The sequence below is a fragment of the Buttiauxella sp. WJP83 genome, from assembly GCF_027594725.1.
Taxonomy (GTDB): Bacteria; Pseudomonadota; Gammaproteobacteria; order Enterobacterales; family Enterobacteriaceae; genus Buttiauxella; species Buttiauxella selenatireducens.
On record NZ_CP110080.1, the window covers coordinates 285,777 to 306,173 of the forward strand.

The 20,397-nt window shown below is 51.0% G+C and carries 13 protein-coding genes; 6 read left to right on the plus strand and 7 right to left on the minus strand.

Annotated features, from left to right (window positions below):
• The first annotated feature begins 215 nt into the window (after positions 1-215).
• The 5 genes from glgB (at position 216) to glgP (ending at position 9,690) form a co-directional block, all read left to right on the plus strand.
• Positions 216-2,402 carry a 1,4-alpha-glucan branching enzyme gene (gene glgB / locus OH773_RS01290; protein WP_270142337.1) on the plus strand — a complete coding sequence of 729 codons (2,187 nt, stop codon included), beginning with the start codon at positions 216-218 and terminating at the stop codon, positions 2,400-2,402.
• Positions 2,399-4,381, plus strand: a complete 1,983-nt coding sequence (gene glgX, locus OH773_RS01295; protein ID WP_270142339.1) for a glycogen debranching protein GlgX — start codon at positions 2,399-2,401, stop codon at positions 4,379-4,381. Before glgB ends, glgX begins: the two co-directional genes overlap by 4 nt.
• Positions 4,382-4,395: 14 nt before the next feature.
• Entirely contained in the window at positions 4,396-5,679 is a 1,284-nt protein-coding gene (gene glgC, locus OH773_RS01300; protein ID WP_270142342.1) for a glucose-1-phosphate adenylyltransferase, read from the plus strand.
• 107 nt (positions 5,680-5,786) lie between these two features.
• Complete coding sequence (glgA, locus tag OH773_RS01305; RefSeq protein ID WP_270142344.1) at positions 5,787-7,220, plus strand: glycogen synthase GlgA; 1,434 nt, start codon at positions 5,787-5,789, stop codon at positions 7,218-7,220.
• A 22-nt stretch (positions 7,221-7,242) separates the two neighbouring features.
• Positions 7,243-9,690, plus strand: coding sequence for a glycogen phosphorylase (gene glgP, locus OH773_RS01310; RefSeq protein WP_270142346.1), 2,448 nt, complete (start codon positions 7,243-7,245; stop codon positions 9,688-9,690).
• 114 nt (positions 9,691-9,804) lie between these two features.
• Here glgP and OH773_RS01315 read toward each other — a convergent pair whose 3' ends face one another.
• From OH773_RS01315 to glpE, 3 genes are all read right to left on the minus strand, one after another.
• On the minus strand, positions 9,805-10,563 hold the full coding sequence (locus OH773_RS01315) for a DeoR/GlpR family transcriptional regulator (RefSeq protein ID WP_183272285.1): 759 nt from the start codon (positions 10,561-10,563) through the stop codon (positions 9,805-9,807).
• A 22-nt stretch (positions 10,564-10,585) separates the two neighbouring features.
• Complete coding sequence (glpG, locus tag OH773_RS01320; protein ID WP_270142349.1) at positions 10,586-11,416, minus strand: rhomboid family intramembrane serine protease GlpG; 831 nt, start codon at positions 11,414-11,416, stop codon at positions 10,586-10,588.
• A 64-nt stretch (positions 11,417-11,480) separates the two neighbouring features.
• On the minus strand, positions 11,481-11,810 hold the full coding sequence (gene glpE, locus OH773_RS01325; RefSeq protein WP_270142351.1) for a thiosulfate sulfurtransferase GlpE: 330 nt from the start codon (positions 11,808-11,810) through the stop codon (positions 11,481-11,483).
• Between the two features lie 194 nt (positions 11,811-12,004).
• On the opposite strand from glpE, the gene glpD reads away from it, so the two are divergent.
• Positions 12,005-13,513 (plus strand): glycerol-3-phosphate dehydrogenase, encoded by a 1,509-nt coding sequence (glpD, locus tag OH773_RS01330; protein WP_270142353.1) that lies wholly within the window; start codon positions 12,005-12,007, stop codon positions 13,511-13,513.
• A gap of 311 nt (positions 13,514-13,824) precedes the next feature.
• Here the strand turns inward: glpD and OH773_RS01335 are convergent, their stop codons facing one another.
• The 4 genes from OH773_RS01335 to malT all read right to left on the minus strand — a co-directional run bounded on the left by OH773_RS01335 (position 13,825) and on the right by malT (position 20,231).
• Entirely contained in the window at positions 13,825-14,190 is a 366-nt protein-coding gene (locus tag OH773_RS01335) for a hypothetical protein (protein WP_270142355.1), read from the minus strand.
• Positions 14,165-14,953 (minus strand): hypothetical protein, encoded by a 789-nt coding sequence (locus tag OH773_RS01340; protein ID WP_270142357.1) that lies wholly within the window; start codon positions 14,951-14,953, stop codon positions 14,165-14,167. Before OH773_RS01340 ends, OH773_RS01335 begins: the two co-directional genes overlap by 26 nt.
• 5 nt (positions 14,954-14,958) lie before the next feature.
• On the minus strand, positions 14,959-17,238 hold the full coding sequence (locus OH773_RS01345) for a type VI secretion system Vgr family protein (protein WP_270142359.1): 2,280 nt from the start codon (positions 17,236-17,238) through the stop codon (positions 14,959-14,961).
• Positions 17,239-17,522: 284 nt separating this feature from the next.
• Positions 17,523-20,231: an HTH-type transcriptional regulator MalT gene (gene malT / locus OH773_RS01350; protein ID WP_270142361.1), complete on the minus strand. Its 2,709-nt coding sequence runs from the start codon at positions 20,229-20,231 to the stop codon at positions 17,523-17,525.
• Positions 20,232-20,397 lie beyond the last annotated feature (166 nt).

Sequence of the window (20,397 nt, forward strand, 5' to 3'; positions counted from 1 at the left end):
CGTCATACATGGGATGTAAGACATTCTTTTATTTTATCGGGAGTAAAACAGCGCGTTGGCTATGCTTTATTCAGGACAGTGATAACTGTCGTGATGGGTTGTTGGGCGGAGCAGCTTACAGGAGTTCATTTACGCTGCCTGTTGGGTCAATGATAACGTTCTCCGGGCGCGTAAGCGTAGCGCTGGGATGAGACAAAAAAAACAGGACGAAATCCATGTCTGTTCATCCAGAAAAAGACGTGATAAATGCGCTAATTGCGGGTCATTTTGCTGATCCTTTTTCCTTGCTGGGAATGCATAAAACAGAAGCTGGGCTGGAAGTTCGTGCCCTGTTACCTGATGCCACTGAAGTGTGGGTTATCGAACCAAAAACGGGAGGTAAAGTCGGTAAGTTAGAGTGCATTGATTCACGTGGTTTCTTTTGTGGGGTTATCCCCCGACGTAAAAATCCTTTCCGTTATCAGCTGGCTGTCATGTGGCATGGCCATGAAAATCTTATTGATGATCCCTACCGCTTTGGGCCGTTAATCCAGGAAGTGGATAGCTGGTTATTGTCCGAAGGCACGCATTTGCGTCCTTACGAAACACTCGGTGCTCACGCCGACACAATGGATGGCGTGACCGGCACACGTTTCTCCGTTTGGGCGCCTAACGCCCGCCGTGTCTCGGTCGTCGGCCAGTTTAACTATTGGGATGGTCGCCGCCACCCGATGCGTTTGCGCCGCGAAAGCGGGATCTGGGAGCTTTTCATTCCCGGTGCTCATCCTGGGCAGTTATACAAATTCGAACTGATTGATACCGAAGGGCATTTGCGTCTTAAGGCTGACCCGTACGCGTTTGAGTCCCAAATGCGTCCAGAAACAGCGTCGCTGATTTGTGGCCTGCCTGAAAAAACCACGCTGAGTCCTGCGCGTCAACGCGCCAACGGGTTCGATCAACCGATTTCAATTTACGAAGTGCATCTCGGTTCCTGGCGTCGTCATACCGACAATAATTTCTGGCTCAGTTACCGCGAACTGGCAGATCAACTGGTGCCATACGTGAAAGAGATGGGCTTTACGCACCTCGAATTACTGCCGATTAACGAGCACCCGTTCGATGGCAGTTGGGGCTACCAGCCACAAGGGATGTATGCGCCGACGCGCCGCTTCGGCACGCGTGACGATTTCCGCTATTTCATTAATGCCGCACATGCAGCGGGCCTGAATGTGCTGTTGGACTGGGTGCCTGGGCATTTCCCGACGGACGACGCGGGCCTTGCGAAATTCGATGGCACGTCTTTGTACGAACACGGCGACCCTCGAGAAGGCTATCACCAGGACTGGAACACGCTGATTTACAACTACGGGCGGCGTGAAGTCAGTAACTATCTGGTCGGCAACGGGCTGTACTGGATTGAGCGTTTCGGCATTGATGGTTTGCGTGTAGATGCCGTGGCGTCGATGATTTACCGCGATTACAGCCGCCAGCCAGGCGAGTGGATCCCGAACGATAAAGGCGGGCGTGAAAACCTCGAGGCTATCGAATTCTTGCGTAACACCAACCGCATTATTGGCGAACAGACGCCGGGTGCGGTGACGATGGCGGAAGAGTCGACTGACTTTGCAGGCGTGTCGCGCCCAGCTTCAATGGGCGGATTGGGGTTCTGGTTTAAATGGAATCTGGGCTGGATGCACGACACGCTCGATTACATGAAACTCGATCCGGTGCATCGCCAGTATCACCACGACAAAATGACCTTCGGCATGCTGTACAACAGCACCGAAAACTTTGTTTTGCCGTTGTCGCACGATGAAGTTGTGCACGGTAAAAAATCTATTCTCGACCGCATGCCTGGCGACGCATGGCAAAAATTTGCCAACCTGCGCGCTTACTACGGCTGGATGTGGGCGTTCCCCGGTAAGAAATTGCTGTTTATGGGCAACGAGTTTGCTCAAGGGCGGGAGTGGAACCACGACAGCAGCCTCGACTGGCACTTGCTGGAAGGCGGCGACAACTGGCACCACGGCGTGAAACGGCTGGTTCGTGATTTGAACCGGACATATCGCCATCATGCCGCAATGCATGAGCTGGATTTTGACAGCTACGGTTTCGAGTGGCTGGTGGTTGAAGACAACGTTAACTCGGTGTTTATCTTCGTGCGCCGCGATTCGAAGGGCAATGAAATCATTGTCGCCAGCAACTTTACACCCGTGCCGCGTTACCACTATCGGTTCGGCATTAACCAACCAGGCCGCTGGCGCGAAGAGCTCAATACTGACTCCATGCACTATCACGGCAGCAATACCGGAAATAGCGGGTCGGTTCACAGTGATGCGATCCCAAGCCATGGAAGAGAGCACTCGCTGAGCCTGACGTTGCCACCGCTTTCTACCATCTGGTTGGTGCGGGAGGCTGAATGACGCTACTCAGCGCTGGGAACTCCACGCCCTACGGTTCGTTCTACGACGGGAAAGGGGTGAATTTCACCCTGTTTTCTGCCAACGCCCATAAAGTCGAACTGTGCGTGTTCGACGAACACGGCCACGAGCAACGTTACGATTTACCCGTGCGAACCGGCGACATCTGGCACGGGTATTTGCCCAACGCCAAACCGGGCCTGAAATACGGTTACCGTGTACACGGCCCGTGGGAGCCGCAAAATGGGCATCGTTTCAACCCGGCAAAACTGCTGTTAGATCCCTGTGCTCGCGTGGTGGTGGGTGGGACGGACTACCATCCTCATCTGCACGGTGGTTACGACGAACCGAACCTCGAAGACAGCGCCCCGCATATGGCGAAGTGCGTGGTGGTTCAGGATAAATTTGACTGGGAAGACGACGAACTGCCGCATACCCCGTGGGGCGATACGGTTATTTATGAAGCCAATGTTCGCGGTCTGACGCTGCTTCACCCGGAGATCCCTGCAGAACTTCGCGGTACCTACGCAGCACTCGGCCATCCGGTGATGATCAACTACTTCAAACGCCTGGGCATTACGGCGCTGGAGCTGATGCCGGTGGCGCATTTTGTCACTGAGCCGCGTATCGCCCATTTAGGGTTAAGCAACTATTGGGGCTATAACCCCCGTTCGTTGTATGCCGCTGAAGGTTACTACGCGGTGAATCAAGATCCCATGGCAGCGGCCAATGAACTTCGTGGCGCTGTAAAAGCGCTACACGAAGCGGGTATTGAGGTGATCCTCGATATCGTACTCAACCACAGTGCTGAACTGGATCGCGACGGTCCAACCCTCTCGCTGAGCGGAATCGACAACCGTAGCTATTATTGGTTAATGGAAAACGGTGATTACCAGAACTGGACGGGTTGCGGTAACACCTTAAATTTGAGCACGCCTGGTGTGGTCGCTCAGATGATGGATTGCCTGCGTTATTGGGTCGATAGCTGTCATATCGACGGTTTTCGCTTCGATTTAGCCTCAGTGATGGGACGCACACCGGAATTCCGTCAGGATGCCCCGTTTTTTGAAGCGATCAAAAACGATCCGGTTTTGTCGCAGATAAAGCTAATTGCGGAACCGTGGGACATCGGTGCGGGTGGATATCAGGTTGGCAACTTCCCGCCGTTATTTGCCGAGTGGAACGATCATTTTCGTGATGGCATACGGCGATTCTGGTTACGACAGGATCTGTCGTTAGGGGGATTTGCTTGCCGCTTTGCTGGCTCCAGCGATGTCTATCGTCGTGGAGATCGCAAGCCATCCACCAGCATCAATTTAATCACTGCCCACGACGGCTTTACGCTGCGCGATTGTGTCAGCTTCAACCAAAAACATAATGAAGCTAACGGTGAAGACAACCGTGATGGCACCAACAATAACTACAGTAATAACTACGGCTTCGAAGGGCTGGAAGCTTCGCTTTTTATCAAAGAACGGCGGCGCGACAGCGTCCATGCGTTGCTGACATTGTTACTGCTTTCTCAGGGTACGCCAATGCTTTTGGCGGGTGACGAACACGGTCATAGTCAATACGGCAACAATAATGCCTATTGTCAGGACAACCAATTGACCTGGCTTGACTGGGAACACTGTAACGATGGCTTAACCACATTTACCGCGGCATTGATTCATCTACGCAAGACGATTCCGGCTTTAACGCAAAACGTCTGGTGGGAGGAAGGAGATGGCAATGTCCGTTGGTGGAATAAAGAGGCTCAGCCTCTGAGTACTGACGAGTGGGAAAACGGGATTCATCGCCTTCAAATCCAGCTTTCTGAACGTTGGCTCATCACGATTAATGCTACCGAAGAAGTGGCTGACATCGTACTACCTGAAGGGGAGTGGCGTGCCATTCCTCCGTTTGCCGGTGAGGACAACCCGGTGGTGTTGGCTGTATGGCATGGTCCAGCGCACGGAGTCTGCGTATTCCAGAAATCATAAAAAAGGAGTCAGTCATGGTTAGGCTTGATAAGAACGATCCTCTGATGCTGGCAAGACAATTGCCAAATAAAGCTGTTGCCCTAATTCTGGCTGGTGGGCGCGGTTCCCGATTGAAAGATTTAACGTCAACGCGCGCCAAACCTGCTGTCCACTTTGGTGGCAAGTTTCGTATTATCGATTTTGCACTGTCGAACTGCATTAACTCGGGTATTCGCCGCATCGGCGTGATAACCCAATATCAGTCACATACGCTGGTGCAACATATTCAGCGTGGCTGGTCATTCTTCAGTGAAGAGATGAACGAGTTTGTTGATTTGCTCCCGGCTCAGCAGCGTGTACACGGTGAAAACTGGTATCGCGGAACGGCTGATGCCGTCACGCAAAACCTCGATATTATCCGTCGTTACAAAGCGGAGTATGTGGTGATCCTCGCGGGTGACCATATCTACAAGCAAGACTACTCGCGCATGTTGATTGACCATGTGGAAAAAGGCGCGCGCTGTACGGTGGCATGTATGCCTGTGCCGCTGCATGAAGCCTCAGCATTTGGTGTGATGGCGGTTGATAGCGAAGAGAAAATCATTGAATTCGTTGAAAAACCGGCTAATCCTCCTTCGATGCCAGGTGACGATAGCAAAGCGCTCGCCAGCATGGGGATCTACGTTTTCGATGCAGATTACCTCTACGAATTGCTGGAAGCTGACGACAAAGACGAGTCCTCAAGCCATGATTTTGGGAAAGACATCATTCCTAATGTCATGAAATCAGGCGTGGCCTTCGCCCATCCATTCCCACTTTCTTGCGTACAGTCTGACCCAAATGCAGAGCCGTACTGGCGTGATGTGGGGACGTTGGAAGCCTACTGGAAAGCTAACCTGGATCTGGCCTCGGTGACGCCAGAGTTGGATATGTACGACCAGGAATGGCCAATCCGAACCCATATGGAGCCCTTGCCTCCGGCTAAATTTGTGCAGGACCGCTCGGGTAGCCACGGCATGACGCTGAATTCTTTGGTGTCTGGCGGCTGCATTATTTCGGGTTCGGTTGTGGTTCAGTCGGTGCTTTTCCCGCGTGTGCGCATTAACTCGTTTTGCAACATTGACTCGTCAGTATTGCTCCCTGATGTTCAGGTCGGCCGCTCTTGCCGTTTGCGTCGTTGCATTATCGACCGTGCTTGCGTCATTCCTGAGGGCATGGTCGTTGGGGAAAACGCCGAAGAAGATGCACGCCGTTTCTACCGTTCAGAAGAAGGCATTGTTTTGGTGACGCGAGAGATGCTAGCCAGGTTGCCAGGTTAAACAGGATTGACCCACGCGTGGCGTGTGCTGCGCGTAGTATTTTTATCGTTTGGCGTGCCTGAATTTTAATTAAATAGAGCGCCACGACTTTCCATACGGGAGCGATAATGCAGGTCTTACATGTATGTTCTGAAATTTTTCCACTGCTGAAAACGGGTGGCCTGGCGGATGTGATTGGTGCGCTACCAGCAGCACAAATCGCAGGTGGCGTTGAGACGCGAGTCTTGCTACCCGCTTTCCCTGACATCCGTCGTGGCATCGTTGATGCGCAGGTTGTTGCACACCGTGACACCTTCGCGGGTCATATGACTTTGTTATATGGCCACTTCAACGGCGTGGGGATTTACCTCATTGACGCTCCGCATTTATATGACCGCCCGGGCAGTCCGTATCACGATACCAATCAGTTCGCTTACGTCGACAACGTGCTCCGATTTGCCCTTTTAGGGTGGGTCGGTGCCGAGATGGCATGTGGCCTGGATCCCTTCTGGCATCCGGATATTGTGCATGCACATGACTGGCATGCGGGCCTGGTGCCAGCCTATCTGGAAGCGCGTGGGCGTCCGGCAAAGTCGGTATTTACCGTGCATAACCTGGCCTATCAGGGGATGTTTTACGCCCATCATATGAGTGAAATTGAACTGCCGTGGTCGTTCTACGATATGAATGGCCTGGAGTTTAATGGTCAAATTTCGTACTTGAAAGCGGGTCTTTATTATGCTGATCATATTACGGCGGTCAGCCCGACGTACGCTCGAGAGATAACCGAACCGCAATTTGCGTACGGCATGGAAGGGCTTTTACGTCAGCGTCACCGTGAGGGGCGGTTGTCCGGCATCCTCAATGGCGTGGACGAAAAAATTTGGGACCCGGCACACGACGTACTTCTGGCGTCTCGTTACACCCGCGACACTCTGGAAGAAAAGGCGGAGAACAAACGCCAGTTGCAGGTGGCAATGGGGCTGAAAGTTAACGACAAAGCGCCGCTGTTTGCGGTGGTGAGCCGTTTAACCAGCCAGAAAGGTTTGGATTTAGTGCTGGAGGCGTTGCCGGGTTTACTCGAGCAAGGCGGGCAATTGGCGTTACTGGGGGCGGGCGACCCAGTGATGCAAGAAGGTTTCCTTGCGGCTGCTGCAGAGCATCCAGGGCAAGTGGGCGTTCAAATCGGTTATCACGAAGCGTTCTCGCACCGGATTATGGGTGGGGCTGACGTGATACTGGTGCCAAGCCGTTTTGAACCGTGTGGTCTAACGCAATTGTATGGCCTGAAGTATGGCACTTTGCCGCTGGTGCGGCGCACGGGCGGGCTTGCAGATACGGTTTCTGATAGTTCGCTGGAAAACCTGGCTGACGGTATCGCCAGTGGATTTGTGTTCGAGGACAGTAATGCCTGGTCGCTGCTAAGAGCGATTAGGCGTGCCTTCGTGTTGTGGTCCCGCCCGTCGTTGTGGAGATTTGTGCAACGTCAGGCGATGGGCATGGATTTTAGCTGGCAGGTGGCGGCGCATTCCTACCGCGATCTGTACCAACGTTTGCTGTAGCCATCCACCAGGAATCACTGATATGAACGCACCCTTTTCTTATGCATCACCCACGCTGAGTATTGAGGCTTTAAAGCACTCAATAGCCTATAAGCTGATGTTCACGGTTGGGAAGGACCCCGCCATAGCAAACAAGCATGAATGGCTGAACGCCACATTATTTGCGGTTCGTGACAGGCTGGTTGAGCGCTGGTTGCGCTCCAACCGAGCTCAGCTTTCCCAGGAAGTTCGTCAGGTTTATTACCTGTCGATGGAGTTTTTGATTGGTCGCACACTCTCTAACGCGCTGCTTTCCTTAGGCATTTATGAAGATGTCAAAAACGCGCTGGAAGAGATGGGGCTGGATCTTGAAGAGTTGATTGACGAAGAGAACGACCCCGGCCTCGGCAATGGCGGGCTAGGTCGTCTCGCCGCCTGTTTCCTCGATTCATTAGCGACACTCGGTTTGCCGGGTCGTGGTTACGGCATTCGTTACGACTACGGCATGTTTAAACAAAACATTGTTGATGGCCGTCAGAAAGAGTCCCCGGATTACTGGCTCGAGTACGGTAACCCGTGGGAGTTCAAGCGCCACAATACGCGCTACAAAGTGCGCTTTGGCGGGCGCGTGCAAATGGAAGCTAAAAAATTCCGTTGGGTAGAAACCGAAGAGATTCTGGCCGTAGCGTATGACCAGATAATCCCGGGTTACGATACCGATGCCACTAACACACTGCGCTTGTGGAATGCCCAGGCGAGTAGCGAAATTAACCTGGGTAAATTTAACCAGGGCGACTATTTCGCGGCGGTAGAAGATAAGAACCATTCAGAAAACGTATCACGGGTACTGTATCCGGATGACTCGACCTATTCAGGGCGAGAACTGCGTTTGCGTCAGGAGTATTTCCTGGTGTCCTCGACCGTACAGGACATTCTTAGCCGCCATTATCAGCTGCATAAAACCTATGACAATCTGGCGGATAAAATCGCCATTCACCTCAATGATACGCACCCGGTGTTAGCGATTCCTGAGCTGATGCACTTGTTAATCGACGAGCATAAATTCAGTTGGGAAGACGCCTTCGAAGTGACCTGCCAGGTCTTTTCGTATACCAACCACACGCTGATGAGCGAAGCGCTGGAAACCTGGCCTGTGGATATGCTGGGTAAAATTCTGCCGCGTCATTTGCAGATTATCTTTGAGATTAACGACTATTTCCTCAAGACCTTGCAGGAGCAGTATCCGAACGATACCGCTTTGCTGGGGCGCACTTCGATTATTGATGAATCCAACGGTCGCAAAGTTCGTATGGCGTGGCTTGCGGTTGTGGCCAGCCATAAAGTCAACGGCGTTTCGGAGCTGCACTCCAACCTGATGGTGCAGTCGTTGTTTGCCGATTTTGCCGCTATCTTCCCGATGCGCTTTTGCAATAAAACCAATGGTGTGACTCCACGTCGCTGGTTGGCGCTGGCGAATCCACCTCTTTCTGATGTGCTGGATGAGAATATTGGCCGCACCTGGCGTACCGATCTCAGCCAGTTAAACGAACTGAAGCAGCACATCGATTACCCGACGGTGAATCAGGATGTGCGAAAGGCGAAACTGGCTAACAAGAAGCGCCTGGCCAGTTACATCGGCCAACATCTGAACGTGGTGGTAAACCCGAATGCGTTGTTTGATGTACAAATCAAACGTATTCACGAGTACAAACGCCAATTGATGAATGTGCTGCATGTGATTACGCGCTATAACCGCATTAAGGCCGACCCGACAGCCGATTGGGTGCCGCGTGTGAACATCTTCGCGGGTAAAGCGGCGTCGGCGTACTACATGGCGAAACACATCATTCATCTCATCAATGATGTGGCGGCGGTGATCAACAATGATCCGGTAGTGAAAGATCGTTTGAAAGTGGTCTTCATCCCGAACTACAGCGTCAGTCTTGCGCAGATCATTATTCCGGCGGCGGATCTTTCTGAGCAAATTTCGTTAGCGGGAACCGAAGCGTCCGGCACCAGTAACATGAAGTTTGGCCTTAACGGCGCGCTGACCATCGGTACGCTCGACGGGGCAAACGTTGAAATGCTGGAGCACGTTGGGGCAGAGAATATCTTCATCTTTGGTAATACCGCGGACGAGGTCGAAGCGTTGCGGCGCCAAGGCTATAAGCCACGGGAATATTATGAAAGTGATGAGGAGTTGCACCAGGTGCTGACGCAAATTGGCACCGGAACGTTCAGCCCTGGGGAGCCAACACGTTATCGTGACCTGCTGGACTCACTGATTAACTTTGGTGACCACTATCAGGTGCTGGCAGATTATCGCAGTTATGTGGACTGTCAGGATAAGGTCGACGAACTGTATCGCCAGCCAGAAGAGTGGACGATTCGCACCATGCACAATATCGCCAACATGGGTTATTTCTCGTCTGACAGGACGATTCAGGAGTACGCCGATGAGATTTGGCATATTAAGCCGGTGCGGTTGTAAGTTCTGAAACCATCCTCACCCTAACCCTCTCCTTGAAGGAGAGGGAACTGGACAGGTTTTTCCGGGCGGGTTTTCCCCCTCTCCATCAGGGAGAGGGCCGGGGTGAGGGTGGGTTTAGCACAACTCCAGTTGCACATTATTCTCGGCAATCACCTGCATCACACCTGCTGGCGGAATGATATCGGTATAGACCGCATCCACCAGAGCAATGCTGCCCAGATTCACCATCGCATTACGACCAAATTTAGAGTGATCGACAACCAGCATCACACAACGTGAGTTTTCAATAATCGCGCGTTTGGTGCGAACTTCGTGGTAATCAAACTCCAGTAACGAGCCGTCGCCGTCGATGCCGCTGATCCCCAGGATGCCGAAATCCAGTCTGAACTGAGAGATAAAATCGAGTGTCGCCTCGCCGATAATTCCACCGTCGCGGCTGCGTAATTCGCCACCCGCCAGAATAATACGGAAATCCTCTTTCACCTTGAGCGTGTTCGCCACGTTCAGGTTATTGGTCACGACCCGCAAATTGCTGTGATTGAGCAGAGCATGCGCCACCGCTTCTGGTGTGGTGCCGATATCAATAAACAGTGTGGCACCGTTCGGGATCTGGCTGGCAACCTTCTGCGCGATGCGCTCTTTTTCCGCAGTCTGTGTGGCTTTACGATCGTGCCACGGTGTATTCACGGAACTGGACGGTAACGCAGCGCCACCGTGATGGCGCATGATCAGGTTCTGGTCGGCCAGATCGTTCAGATCGCGACGAATCGTTTGTGGGCTAACAGCAAACTCTTCGACTAACTCTTCGGTGCTGACATAACCCTGTTTTTTAACCAGTTCGACAATCGCATCATGACGTTGTGTTTGCTTCACGCTGTTTTATTCTCCTGAAATGCTATGTTCGTTTTCGCGCATGCAAAGTATCAACCAGCGCCATTGCAAGACCAACAACCAGGCCGGTAATGTGAGCGGCGTTGGCGATCGACATTCCTAAAACATCGAAAAATCCTATCACAATCCAGAGAACCGCAAAGGCTAAAAGACCGCGCTGCATATAGATGCCACTGTCCGGGTCACGTTCGCCACGCAACCAGACATAACCCATTAATGCGTAAACCACGCCCGATAAACCACCAAAAAGTGGGCCACCGAATTTTGCCTGCACGAAGCCGCTTAGAAGGGCAGAAACCAGCGTCAGGGTGATCAGTTTTCCGCTACCCAGGCGCTTTTCTACCGGGCCGCCGAGATACCACCACCACAGCAAGTTGAAAGCGATATGCATAATCGAGAAGTGCATTAATGCGTGGCTGAAATAGCGCCATAACTCGTAGTGCAAGCTGTCTTTATACGGCCAGGCTAACCACACCATAACGGCCCGGTCGCCCATGACTTGCATCATTAAATACACCAGCACGCAGGCCGCCATGATGGCCATCGTGAACGGGCCTGCTTTCTCCCGAATCGTCGCGAGGAAAGGATAGCGTTGGTAGTGCAAGCCGCTGCCTGTTTGGCCGGTATTCCAGCTTGCAGCCAGATAACGTGGGTCGCCAGGATTGGCAAGGAATTGTTCAAGCTCGGCACGTACGCGGGATTCCTGGCTGTCATTTGCCAGCCAGACATCACTCTGCTCGTGTTGTTGAATTGCGAGGATAACGCCCTGCGTCGCCATATAGTCGACAAATGCCTGCGCGACTCGCGGGTTGGCAAACGAGGTAATCATGATCATAAGGTTTAACCCGCTCTAAGCAAAAAAGAGCATTATACCTGCAACACCGTGATTTCCTGACTCATTAAACGGCGCCGTGTGCCACTTCAGCAGGGAAATGACGATGCCATGCGTCAAAACCGCCATCGACGCTATAAACATGGTCGTAGCCTTGTTGCAGCAGATACTGCGCAGCCCCTTTGCTGCTGTTGCCGTGATAGCACATCACCATCACCGGCGTGTCAAAATCGGTTTGCTGCATAAATGCCACCAGACGATCGTTTGTCAGGTGGAATGCGCCTGGCGTATGGCCCATCGCAAAGCTCTGCGGGTCGCGGATATCAACCAATACTGCCATTTTTTGCTGCAACTTCTGGTGCGCTTCTTCCACACCAATACACTCAAAAGTTTCCATGGATTTGCTCGTCACTTTATTCAATTGGCTTGTGCCATATTAAGGGAATCAGCCCTCTGCCCGCTGATATTAACGTCATTATGTTATCCATATCACGCAGAAATGTTTTTTTTTCGTTACAAAGCGCGCGTAGACTTGCTAGTATGAGCGATAACGAACATATTTGAACTTTAACGAAAGCGTGTGAGGGTGACATGGAAACTAAAGATCTGATTGTGATTGGCGGAGGAATAAATGGGGCAGGAATCGCCGCTGACGCCGCAGGCCGTGGTTTATCCGTGTTGATGCTTGAAGCTCAGGATCTGGCGAGTGCCACGTCTTCTAACAGCTCGAAATTGATCCACGGTGGCTTGCGCTACCTTGAGCATTACGAGTTTCGACTGGTGAGTGAAGCATTAGCCGAGCGCGAAGTGTTGCTGAACATGGCTCCCCACATTGCTTTCCCGATGCGTTTTCGTCTGCCACACCGCCCCCATCTTCGCCCGGCGTGGATGATTCGCATCGGTTTGTTTATGTACGACCACCTCGGTAAACGTACCAGTTTGCCTGCGTCCACTGGTTTGCGTTTTGGCGCAGACTCTGTACTCAAATCAAGTATTGTGCGCGGTTTCGAATATTCCGACTGCTGGGTTGACGATGCGCGCCTGGTCTTAGCGAACGCGCAAATGGTGACGCGTGAAGGTGGCGAGGTGAAAACCCGCACTCGCGCAACGCGTGCCTGGCGTGAAAACGGTTTATGGATTGTCGAAGCGCGAGACAGTGAAACCGGCGAAACATTCAGCTGGCGTGCGCGTGGCCTTGTGAATGCGACCGGCCCATGGGTGAAAAACTTCTTTGACGATGGCCTGCAGCTGCCTTCGCCATACGGAATCCGCCTGATTAAAGGCAGCCATATTGTGGTGCCACGCGTACACAATCAGAAGCAGGCTTATATTCTGCAAAACGAAGATAAGCGCATCGTGTTTGTTATTCCGTGGATGGATGAGTTCTCAATTATTGGTACTACTGATGTGGAATATCAGGGCGATCCGAAAGATGTCCACATCGACGACAACGAAATCAATTACCTGCTGAATGCGTATAACGCGCACTTTAAAAAGACGCTGAGCCGTGACGATATCGTCTGGACCTATTCGGGTGTCCGTCCGCTCTGTGATGATGAGTCCGATTCCCCGCAAGCCATCACGCGTGATTACACGCTCGATATTCATGATGAGCACGGGAAAGCTCCATTGCTGTCGGTGTTTGGTGGCAAGCTCACGACTTACCGCAAGCTGGCAGAACATGCGTTGGATAAGCTGAAAGGCTACTACCCGAAAATGGGGCCAGCCTGGACTAAAGGCTGCACCTTGCCAGGTGGCGATATTCAGGGCGATCGCGATGATTATGCCGCGCAATTGCGCCGCCGCTTCACTTTCCTGAGTGAAAGCCTGGCGCGTCGTTTCTCACGGACTTACGGCAGCAACAGCGATTTGATTCTGGCGGGGGCGACCAGCGTCAGTGATTTGGGCGAAGACTTTGGTCATGAGTTTTACGAAGCAGAACTGCGCTACCTGGTTGAGCATGAGTGGGTACGTGGTGTGGATGATGCACTCTGGCGTCGTACCAAATTAGGAATGTGGTTGACGAAAGAACAGCAAGCACGTGTCGCCCAATGGCTGGGAAAGCGTGTCGGTAAAGAGAAGTTATCGTTAGCATCTTGAGAAGATTTGAGGCTCTTTTGAGAGCCTCAAATTGCCGACAAAGTCCTGGTCGTAAGAGCGGGACTTTGATCTAATAAGGCATCATACATTTCGCCATTACCATGTTGAAAACCGTTATTATTAAAAATTAGCGTTGCAAAAATTCTTTCACTATATTGATTGACTGGAAAATTCAAATTTCTATCATTTTTAGAATTATTATTTGAATTGTGCTTATCCAGTAATAATACCCATACTAAATGCCATTGTTATTTACATGATACACCAATTGCAATAAATACACCTCACATGACTCTTCATGGGGGGGCGTCTCAAGGAGCTGTTGGAACGTCCACTCGCCATTTTTTTTCATAACTCCCGCTAACAGTCTTGTTACAATACACTGCAACTGAATATTTACCCAGCCCATAACTCTGTGGAGTCCAGCCTGTTTTCAGAGGGGTTTCACATCTGGGAACTGATATTTTAAAATTAGGCTCTAAACTTCTCCTGTGAATACCTAGTCGATTATTTTCTGTATTAATAAATTTAATGGCCTCCTTATTTATTTCATAAAGTCCGTGTGTACTATCTGTTGAACGAAACTTACTTAAAAATGTTTCGCTTGGTTCGGATAAAACCACCGAAGAAAAAAACATCACTGAAAAAAAACTAATTAATGATGAGCGTGCCAACATATTTCCCTTCCTTGTCTGAACGGTTGCTGATTAAATATTCATATATAGCATTCCATTTATTTAATTGATAAATTGTGACGCAACCTTCAGATAAATGTCCAACATGAACAAAGCTACTATTATAATTGCCAGGGTATTCAATAGGAAACCAAACTGTATCATATTTCAAATTTGGGAATCCTCCGGGATTTGTTCTGTAGAAACTTGTCATCTTGCTATTTTTAGGATAGGAAGGCGATAAAATCCTATACCGACCTTTAGGTAAAGGCGATGAATGCATTAATTTCCCATTGTTCGGACTATTACGATTAGATTCAATATAATCAACTTCAGAATCTAATGTAATAGTAGCCGAGTCTCCATTAAATTTGAGTGTAGAGACTAATTGGTTGTGACGATCATTATTCCTTGGAACGGATACAAGCAGCTGCCTACCAGATTTAGTTACTGTGATAATTGCACCAGAAGAACGCTTAATACTCACTAAGCATTTCTTGGCGTTTTTTGTCGACATGCTTGCATTTTTTTTAGCGTAAACCCCTTCCAGAATAGTAAAAAATGTTCGCCCTGCTTCTTCTTTAAGAAGTAACACTTTCGTGAAATCACATAAAAGTTTTTTAACTGAATTTACTGTATCTGGTTCGATTTTTACCCAAAGCCACCCAGTATTATCAATAGATTGAGTATATCTATATTTCCCAGTTACTTTTTGAGTGCTGCCCGAGATTGTATTTGTGGTACTTATATTATTTGTCAATGTCATAATACTTACTCCAAATCATCAAGATCATATTCAAAAGTAATTTCTTCTGCTTCAGATGTTGTTATGCGCTCTGTTTTTCCTCTCTGATCAGTCATTCCTCGATAAATCACCCCGCTACGAGTTGTTATCTTATATTTTTGAAATGGAATAGGTTCTCCCTGATCATCCTGAAGCAAAAACTGTTCATCGAATTCAGAGTCTGAATCATCGTCCGTCAGCGCTTTCAATACACTCGGCTTCAGCGTCTGCACCGGCGTCCCCGCACTGCCACCACTGTTGAGATTGATCATCGGCCCCATGATGTCCACGCCACCCGCATGTATCGCAACAAACGACGCGCCCACTTTCAGGCTGATCTGGCTGCTGCTTTCCAGCACGAGTGGACCCTGAACTTTAATGCCCAGTGCCCCGCTGACTTTCTGCACCAGGTCACCCTTGACCTCAAGGCTGTGTATCCCTTCCACCAGGCTGACGTGATTACCGGTCGTTTTTTGGTGCTGATCCCCCTCCACCGTCACTTTCCGGTCATTTGCCACATACAGTCCGTCGTCGTGGCTAATGCTGACCATGCGATCGTTTTTCACTTTCAGGGTCTGGTTGTTGCGTACCGTGATGTTGCGGTCGTGGGCCACTGTTATTTTCTGGTCATGGCCGCCCGCATTTTCTTTACCGACAGTCACTGTCTGCCCCAGCCCCACGGTGACCTTCTGGTTATTACCGATGGTTTCGCTGTGATCGACTTTTACATCCGTGGTGCGGTTATTGAGCACTTCGGTGTCCATGTTCTTTTGCGCATGGATATAGACCTGCTCTTTGCCGGTCGCATCATCGAATTTCAGTTCGTTAAACCCGCTGCCTTTGTAGGTTTTTGAGCGGATGGTCATCTGGGTTTTGGTGCCCGGCAGGTCGCCTGGCGAGCGGTTGTCTTCGTGATAAGCACGCCCCATCACTATTGGCTGGTCCGGGTCACCATGCAGAAAATCAACAATCACTTCCTGGCCGACGCGCGGGATGGCGAGGTTGCCAAATCCGGTGCCTGCCCACGCCTGGGAGACACGAATCCAGCAGGAGCTGTCTTCGGTGGTGCCGTGATAACGGTCCCAGATAAATTTGACGCGAATACGCCCGTACTCATCGCAAAAGATTTCTTCTCCTGGCGGGCCAGTGACCACCGCGCTCTGTGGGCCGTCCACTTTTGGCCTCGGCAGGGGCGTAGAGCGCCAGGTGCGGTCAGCGGGTATCACTTCAAACTGGTTGCTGAGTGTGGTTCCACGACGCTGGCTACCATGCAGCGCCTGTGGTTGTTCTCCCACAAGCAGGCTGCGAACCACCTGCCATTTGCGGTTCATATTTTCCTGCGGATGTCTGGTCAGCGTAAAGCACACGCCGGGCCACAATTTTGGTGTATTGGCCGAGCCGCTGGCTTTTTCAGCATCGTTACGCAGGCCATCCATGCGGTAGCGGGTAAAATCTTTGCCGTGCTGTTCGTCTTTATAACGCCCCGGATAATTAAAGATTTTATATTGCGAGCGCTGGCCGTTGAGATGTCTGGCATCGTGGTCATAGAAACCCGGCCAGTCGGGTATTTTAAAGGTGTAGTCCCGGCTTAATACCGATGAGTGGCTGATGCAGGCTTCATAGCGAAACACGCTGATACACTCATCGGTGACTTCGCGGGTGTTCGGGTTAAATGGTAGAGGGTTTTCAGCCCGGGCCAGGCCAGCCTTATCATCACACAGCGTTAATGTCTGGCTTGCACCGTCCGGGGAAGGTTTGTCAAAGAAGAAAATACCCTCTTCAGCCCACAGACGTGACAAGAATGCCAGGTCGCTTTCCCCATACTGCACGCAGAATTCCCGCGCCGGATGGTCATCCCAGAATAGCGGCGTCCATGCCGTGATGCCATTTTCGTTAAGCAAAGTAGCCGTTATGGTCTGGATATCCTGCTGCTGGAAAATACGGAAGTTCTGGCGCAGGCCTGCGCGCCACAGGGGAGGATGGATAGTGAAACGGTACAACATCTGCCAGCCGGTGTTTTCTTTCATGCCGAAGGTGGAAATGACGCCCGTGACATAACGCTGCGGCGTATCCCCCTGCCAGATGGTCAGTGTGGCGTTTTTCTCCAGCACCCTTTCCGCTGTCAGCCGGAAAACGTCGCTGGCAACATCAACCTCGAGCACAAACGGGAAGGAATAATGCTGGGCCAGACTAAAGTTCACAACCGCGAAGCTCTCGGGCCCCAGACCGTCGACATCGAGGGTGAAACGTAATCCATTGAGTGACATAAAACGATCCTTGTTACAGAGAAAACGGATGAAATAAAAACATCACGAAATGCGAGGGAAAGAAGTAAGCGGTTTGGAGGTTTTGTTCTGTGACAGGTGTCAATATTGCGGGTGAATAGCTGAGGTGGGTTTTAAATAAGCATTATTTATCAATTAATTAATAATAAATACGTATGCTGAGAACATTCAGATTCACAGAGTAAATAAGTACATTCGCTAATGTGGCGAAAAAGATAATTGGGGACAAAAAGCATCCCCACAGGAAAAAAGCCAGAGCATGAAAATTAAACGCCGTACCCCATCATCTTCAGCAATTTCTGTGCGTGTAGCACCGCATCCTGGCGGTGCGTCACGCCCAACTTCTGATACAAATTTCGAATGTGCGTTTTAATCGTGGTGGCCGCAACATCCAACTCACCCGCGATTTGCTCATTGCTGTAGCCCGAATAGATAAGCCCCAACACTTGCCATTCGCGTTGCGTCAACGGACTGGTGCGAATCAGCTCCGGCACTTCAGGATGCGTCAATAAACGGTTAACAAAGTTCTCATCGAAATGGGCGAACTTGTGGCGATGATGCTGGTTAATCTCACGCAAAATGCGTTGCGCACGATGCTGATCCAGTTCCGGCAGCGTGTTGAGTTGAATCAGCTGGCGTAGTTGTTGCGCCATAGCTTCTCCCTCAATCACAAAGTGGCTGATAAACCCGGTGCGGTTGGCCAGTGCCAGCGCTTCCAACAATACGCGTTGCGCATCACTCTTGCGGCCTGCCTGCCAGTAAAGTTGGTTGAGCAGTAACAGATTGCGGTTGAGATCGCTCATCAAGCGCAGGCTGCGGGCATTCTCATTTAGCTCTTCCAGTACCATTTCGGCTGGCTCAAAGTCGCTTAGCAAAATCTGTGCTCGTGCGATGTTACGCCATTGGCCTTGCAGGAAGTGATTATTGGCAAACTCGGGTTTTGGCGTCAGACGTAGCCAGTTGGCGGCGGATTGTTTATCACCGGTCATTTGCCAGTAAATCACGCGCACTTTGTCGGCGTTGGACACCCAATCGCTGTGGAATGCACCATTCCCCAGCAAGTTTTCCAGACGGTTCAAGTGATTACGGGCGTTATCCAGATCGCCGCGCGCCAGTGAACATTGCACTAACAACGCAAGGCACTGTAATTGCTGCTGTGGCTGGTAACCGGAAAGCACTTCCAGACCCATACGCGTTGTCGCTTCGGCTTCGTCGAGCCGCGACCACGCCCACAGCAACTGCGCACGAATACGCAGTAAAAATTCGTGCAGCGGGAGTTGCTCAAGGTGTTGCTCTTCAATCAGCGTAAAGGCCTTCTGTTGCGCTTCCCATGCTGACTGGAGGAAACCCTGCGCCAGTAAAATTTCGCTCTGTTGGCATAAGCCCCATAGTGCGTAATGCCACATGTCATGGCGGCGTGCCATTTGTTCAGTTTGCTGCATCACAGAAAGCGATTTGGTGAGATCGCCTTTGCAGTGTAGTACTTCGCCATGCACCGATGTCGCGACAATACGGCTGTAGAAACTGGCCAGCGGCAGCACATCGAGCGCGATCATTGCCAGCCGTTCGGCCTCATCCGGGTTGCCATCGTTAATCGCAACCTGAGCGCGTAACGCATTGAATTCGCCGTGCATGGTTTCGTCCATCACGACATTCATTTCCTGCTCAGCACGGGCCAGCAGCGTGTTGACCTCACTGTAGCGATGCTGGCTTTGCATCAGCCAGGCCTGAAGTAATACAAGCTTCGGATTCTCCAGCAAACTGGTCCACGGCAATGCTTTTAATGACTCTTCCAGCAGGGTTAATTCGCTGTGATTAAAGAGTGCCCAGGCGTGATTAAGTAGGATATCGCGCAGTAGGGTTGCGTCGCCTGCGGCCAGTGCGTGGTGAATAGCTTCGCTTGGGAAACCCTGCGCCATCCAGCTTTCCGCTGCCGCACGATGGATTTCCGGGAGTTCGGTCGCCAGTTCCCACTGGCAACGTTGGCGTAAAAAATTGCCAAACAACGGGTGAAAACGGAACCATTCGCCGCTGTCATCCATGCGCTGAATAAATAGCCCCTGGCGTTCGGTCTCTTCAAGGCGCATTTGGCCGTTTTCTTCACCGGTGACACGGACAATCAGCGCGTCATTCATTGAGCGCAGAATCGAGCTACGCAGCAGGAAATTACGCGTTTGTGCGTCAACATTATCCAGCACTTCATCGGCCAGATAGTCAGATAAATGGCTGGCGTTGATGCCGGAAAGCCGGCGTGCTGAGTGTTGTGCTGAGGAGTTACTGTTCTGGCGTGCGGAAAGCGCGATGAGTTGCAGCGCAGTCGCCCAACCGGCGACATCATCACACAGGCTGTTGCTCTCGGTATTCTCGAGAGGTGAATTGAGCCGATGGTCGAAAAATTGTTTCGCTTCAAGGTGTGTAAAAGCGAGTTGTTGGCTGCCGATTTCCAGCAGTTGGTCACGCACGCGTAAATTGGCGATACCCAGTTGTGGCAAATTACGCGACATCACGAGCAGCGTCAGATTTTCTGGCTGATGGCGAATGAAAAAGCGCATCGCTTCATGAATGACTGGGTTGGTAATGAGATGGTAATCATCAATGACCAAATACAGGGGGCGATGCCACTCCACCATTTCGATAAACAGTTGGGCGAACAGGGCGGTTAAGCTCGAGTATTGGCGTTTTTGCACCATGACTTCGCTGGTCACGCAATGGCCAGAAGTCGCTTGCTGAATGGCCGCTATCAAATAGCTGGCAAAACGTTCTTGTTGGTTATCACCCTCATCAAGAGAATACCAACCTAACTCATTTTTCCCCGCCGCCCACTGAGAAACCAGGGTCGTTTTTCCATAACCCGCCGGGCTGGTTACCAGTGCAACTCGATAATTATTGGCCGTTGATAACTTCTTCAACAGACGGTCGCGGACCACTGTATTTTCCAGACGTACTGGACGACTTAATTTGGAGGGGATCAGCATGGTCTACCACTTCACTGTGTAAGAAATATGTACGATTGTGAATTTTTTTACGCTTCGTAATTAATGCTTACTACAAAGTCGACCAGTTTGCGGGTTATTGCAAGATTGTTGAGGGTTTGAGACGTGGTAAGTTGCTCCTGGTCACAAATCTATGGATTAGATGAAT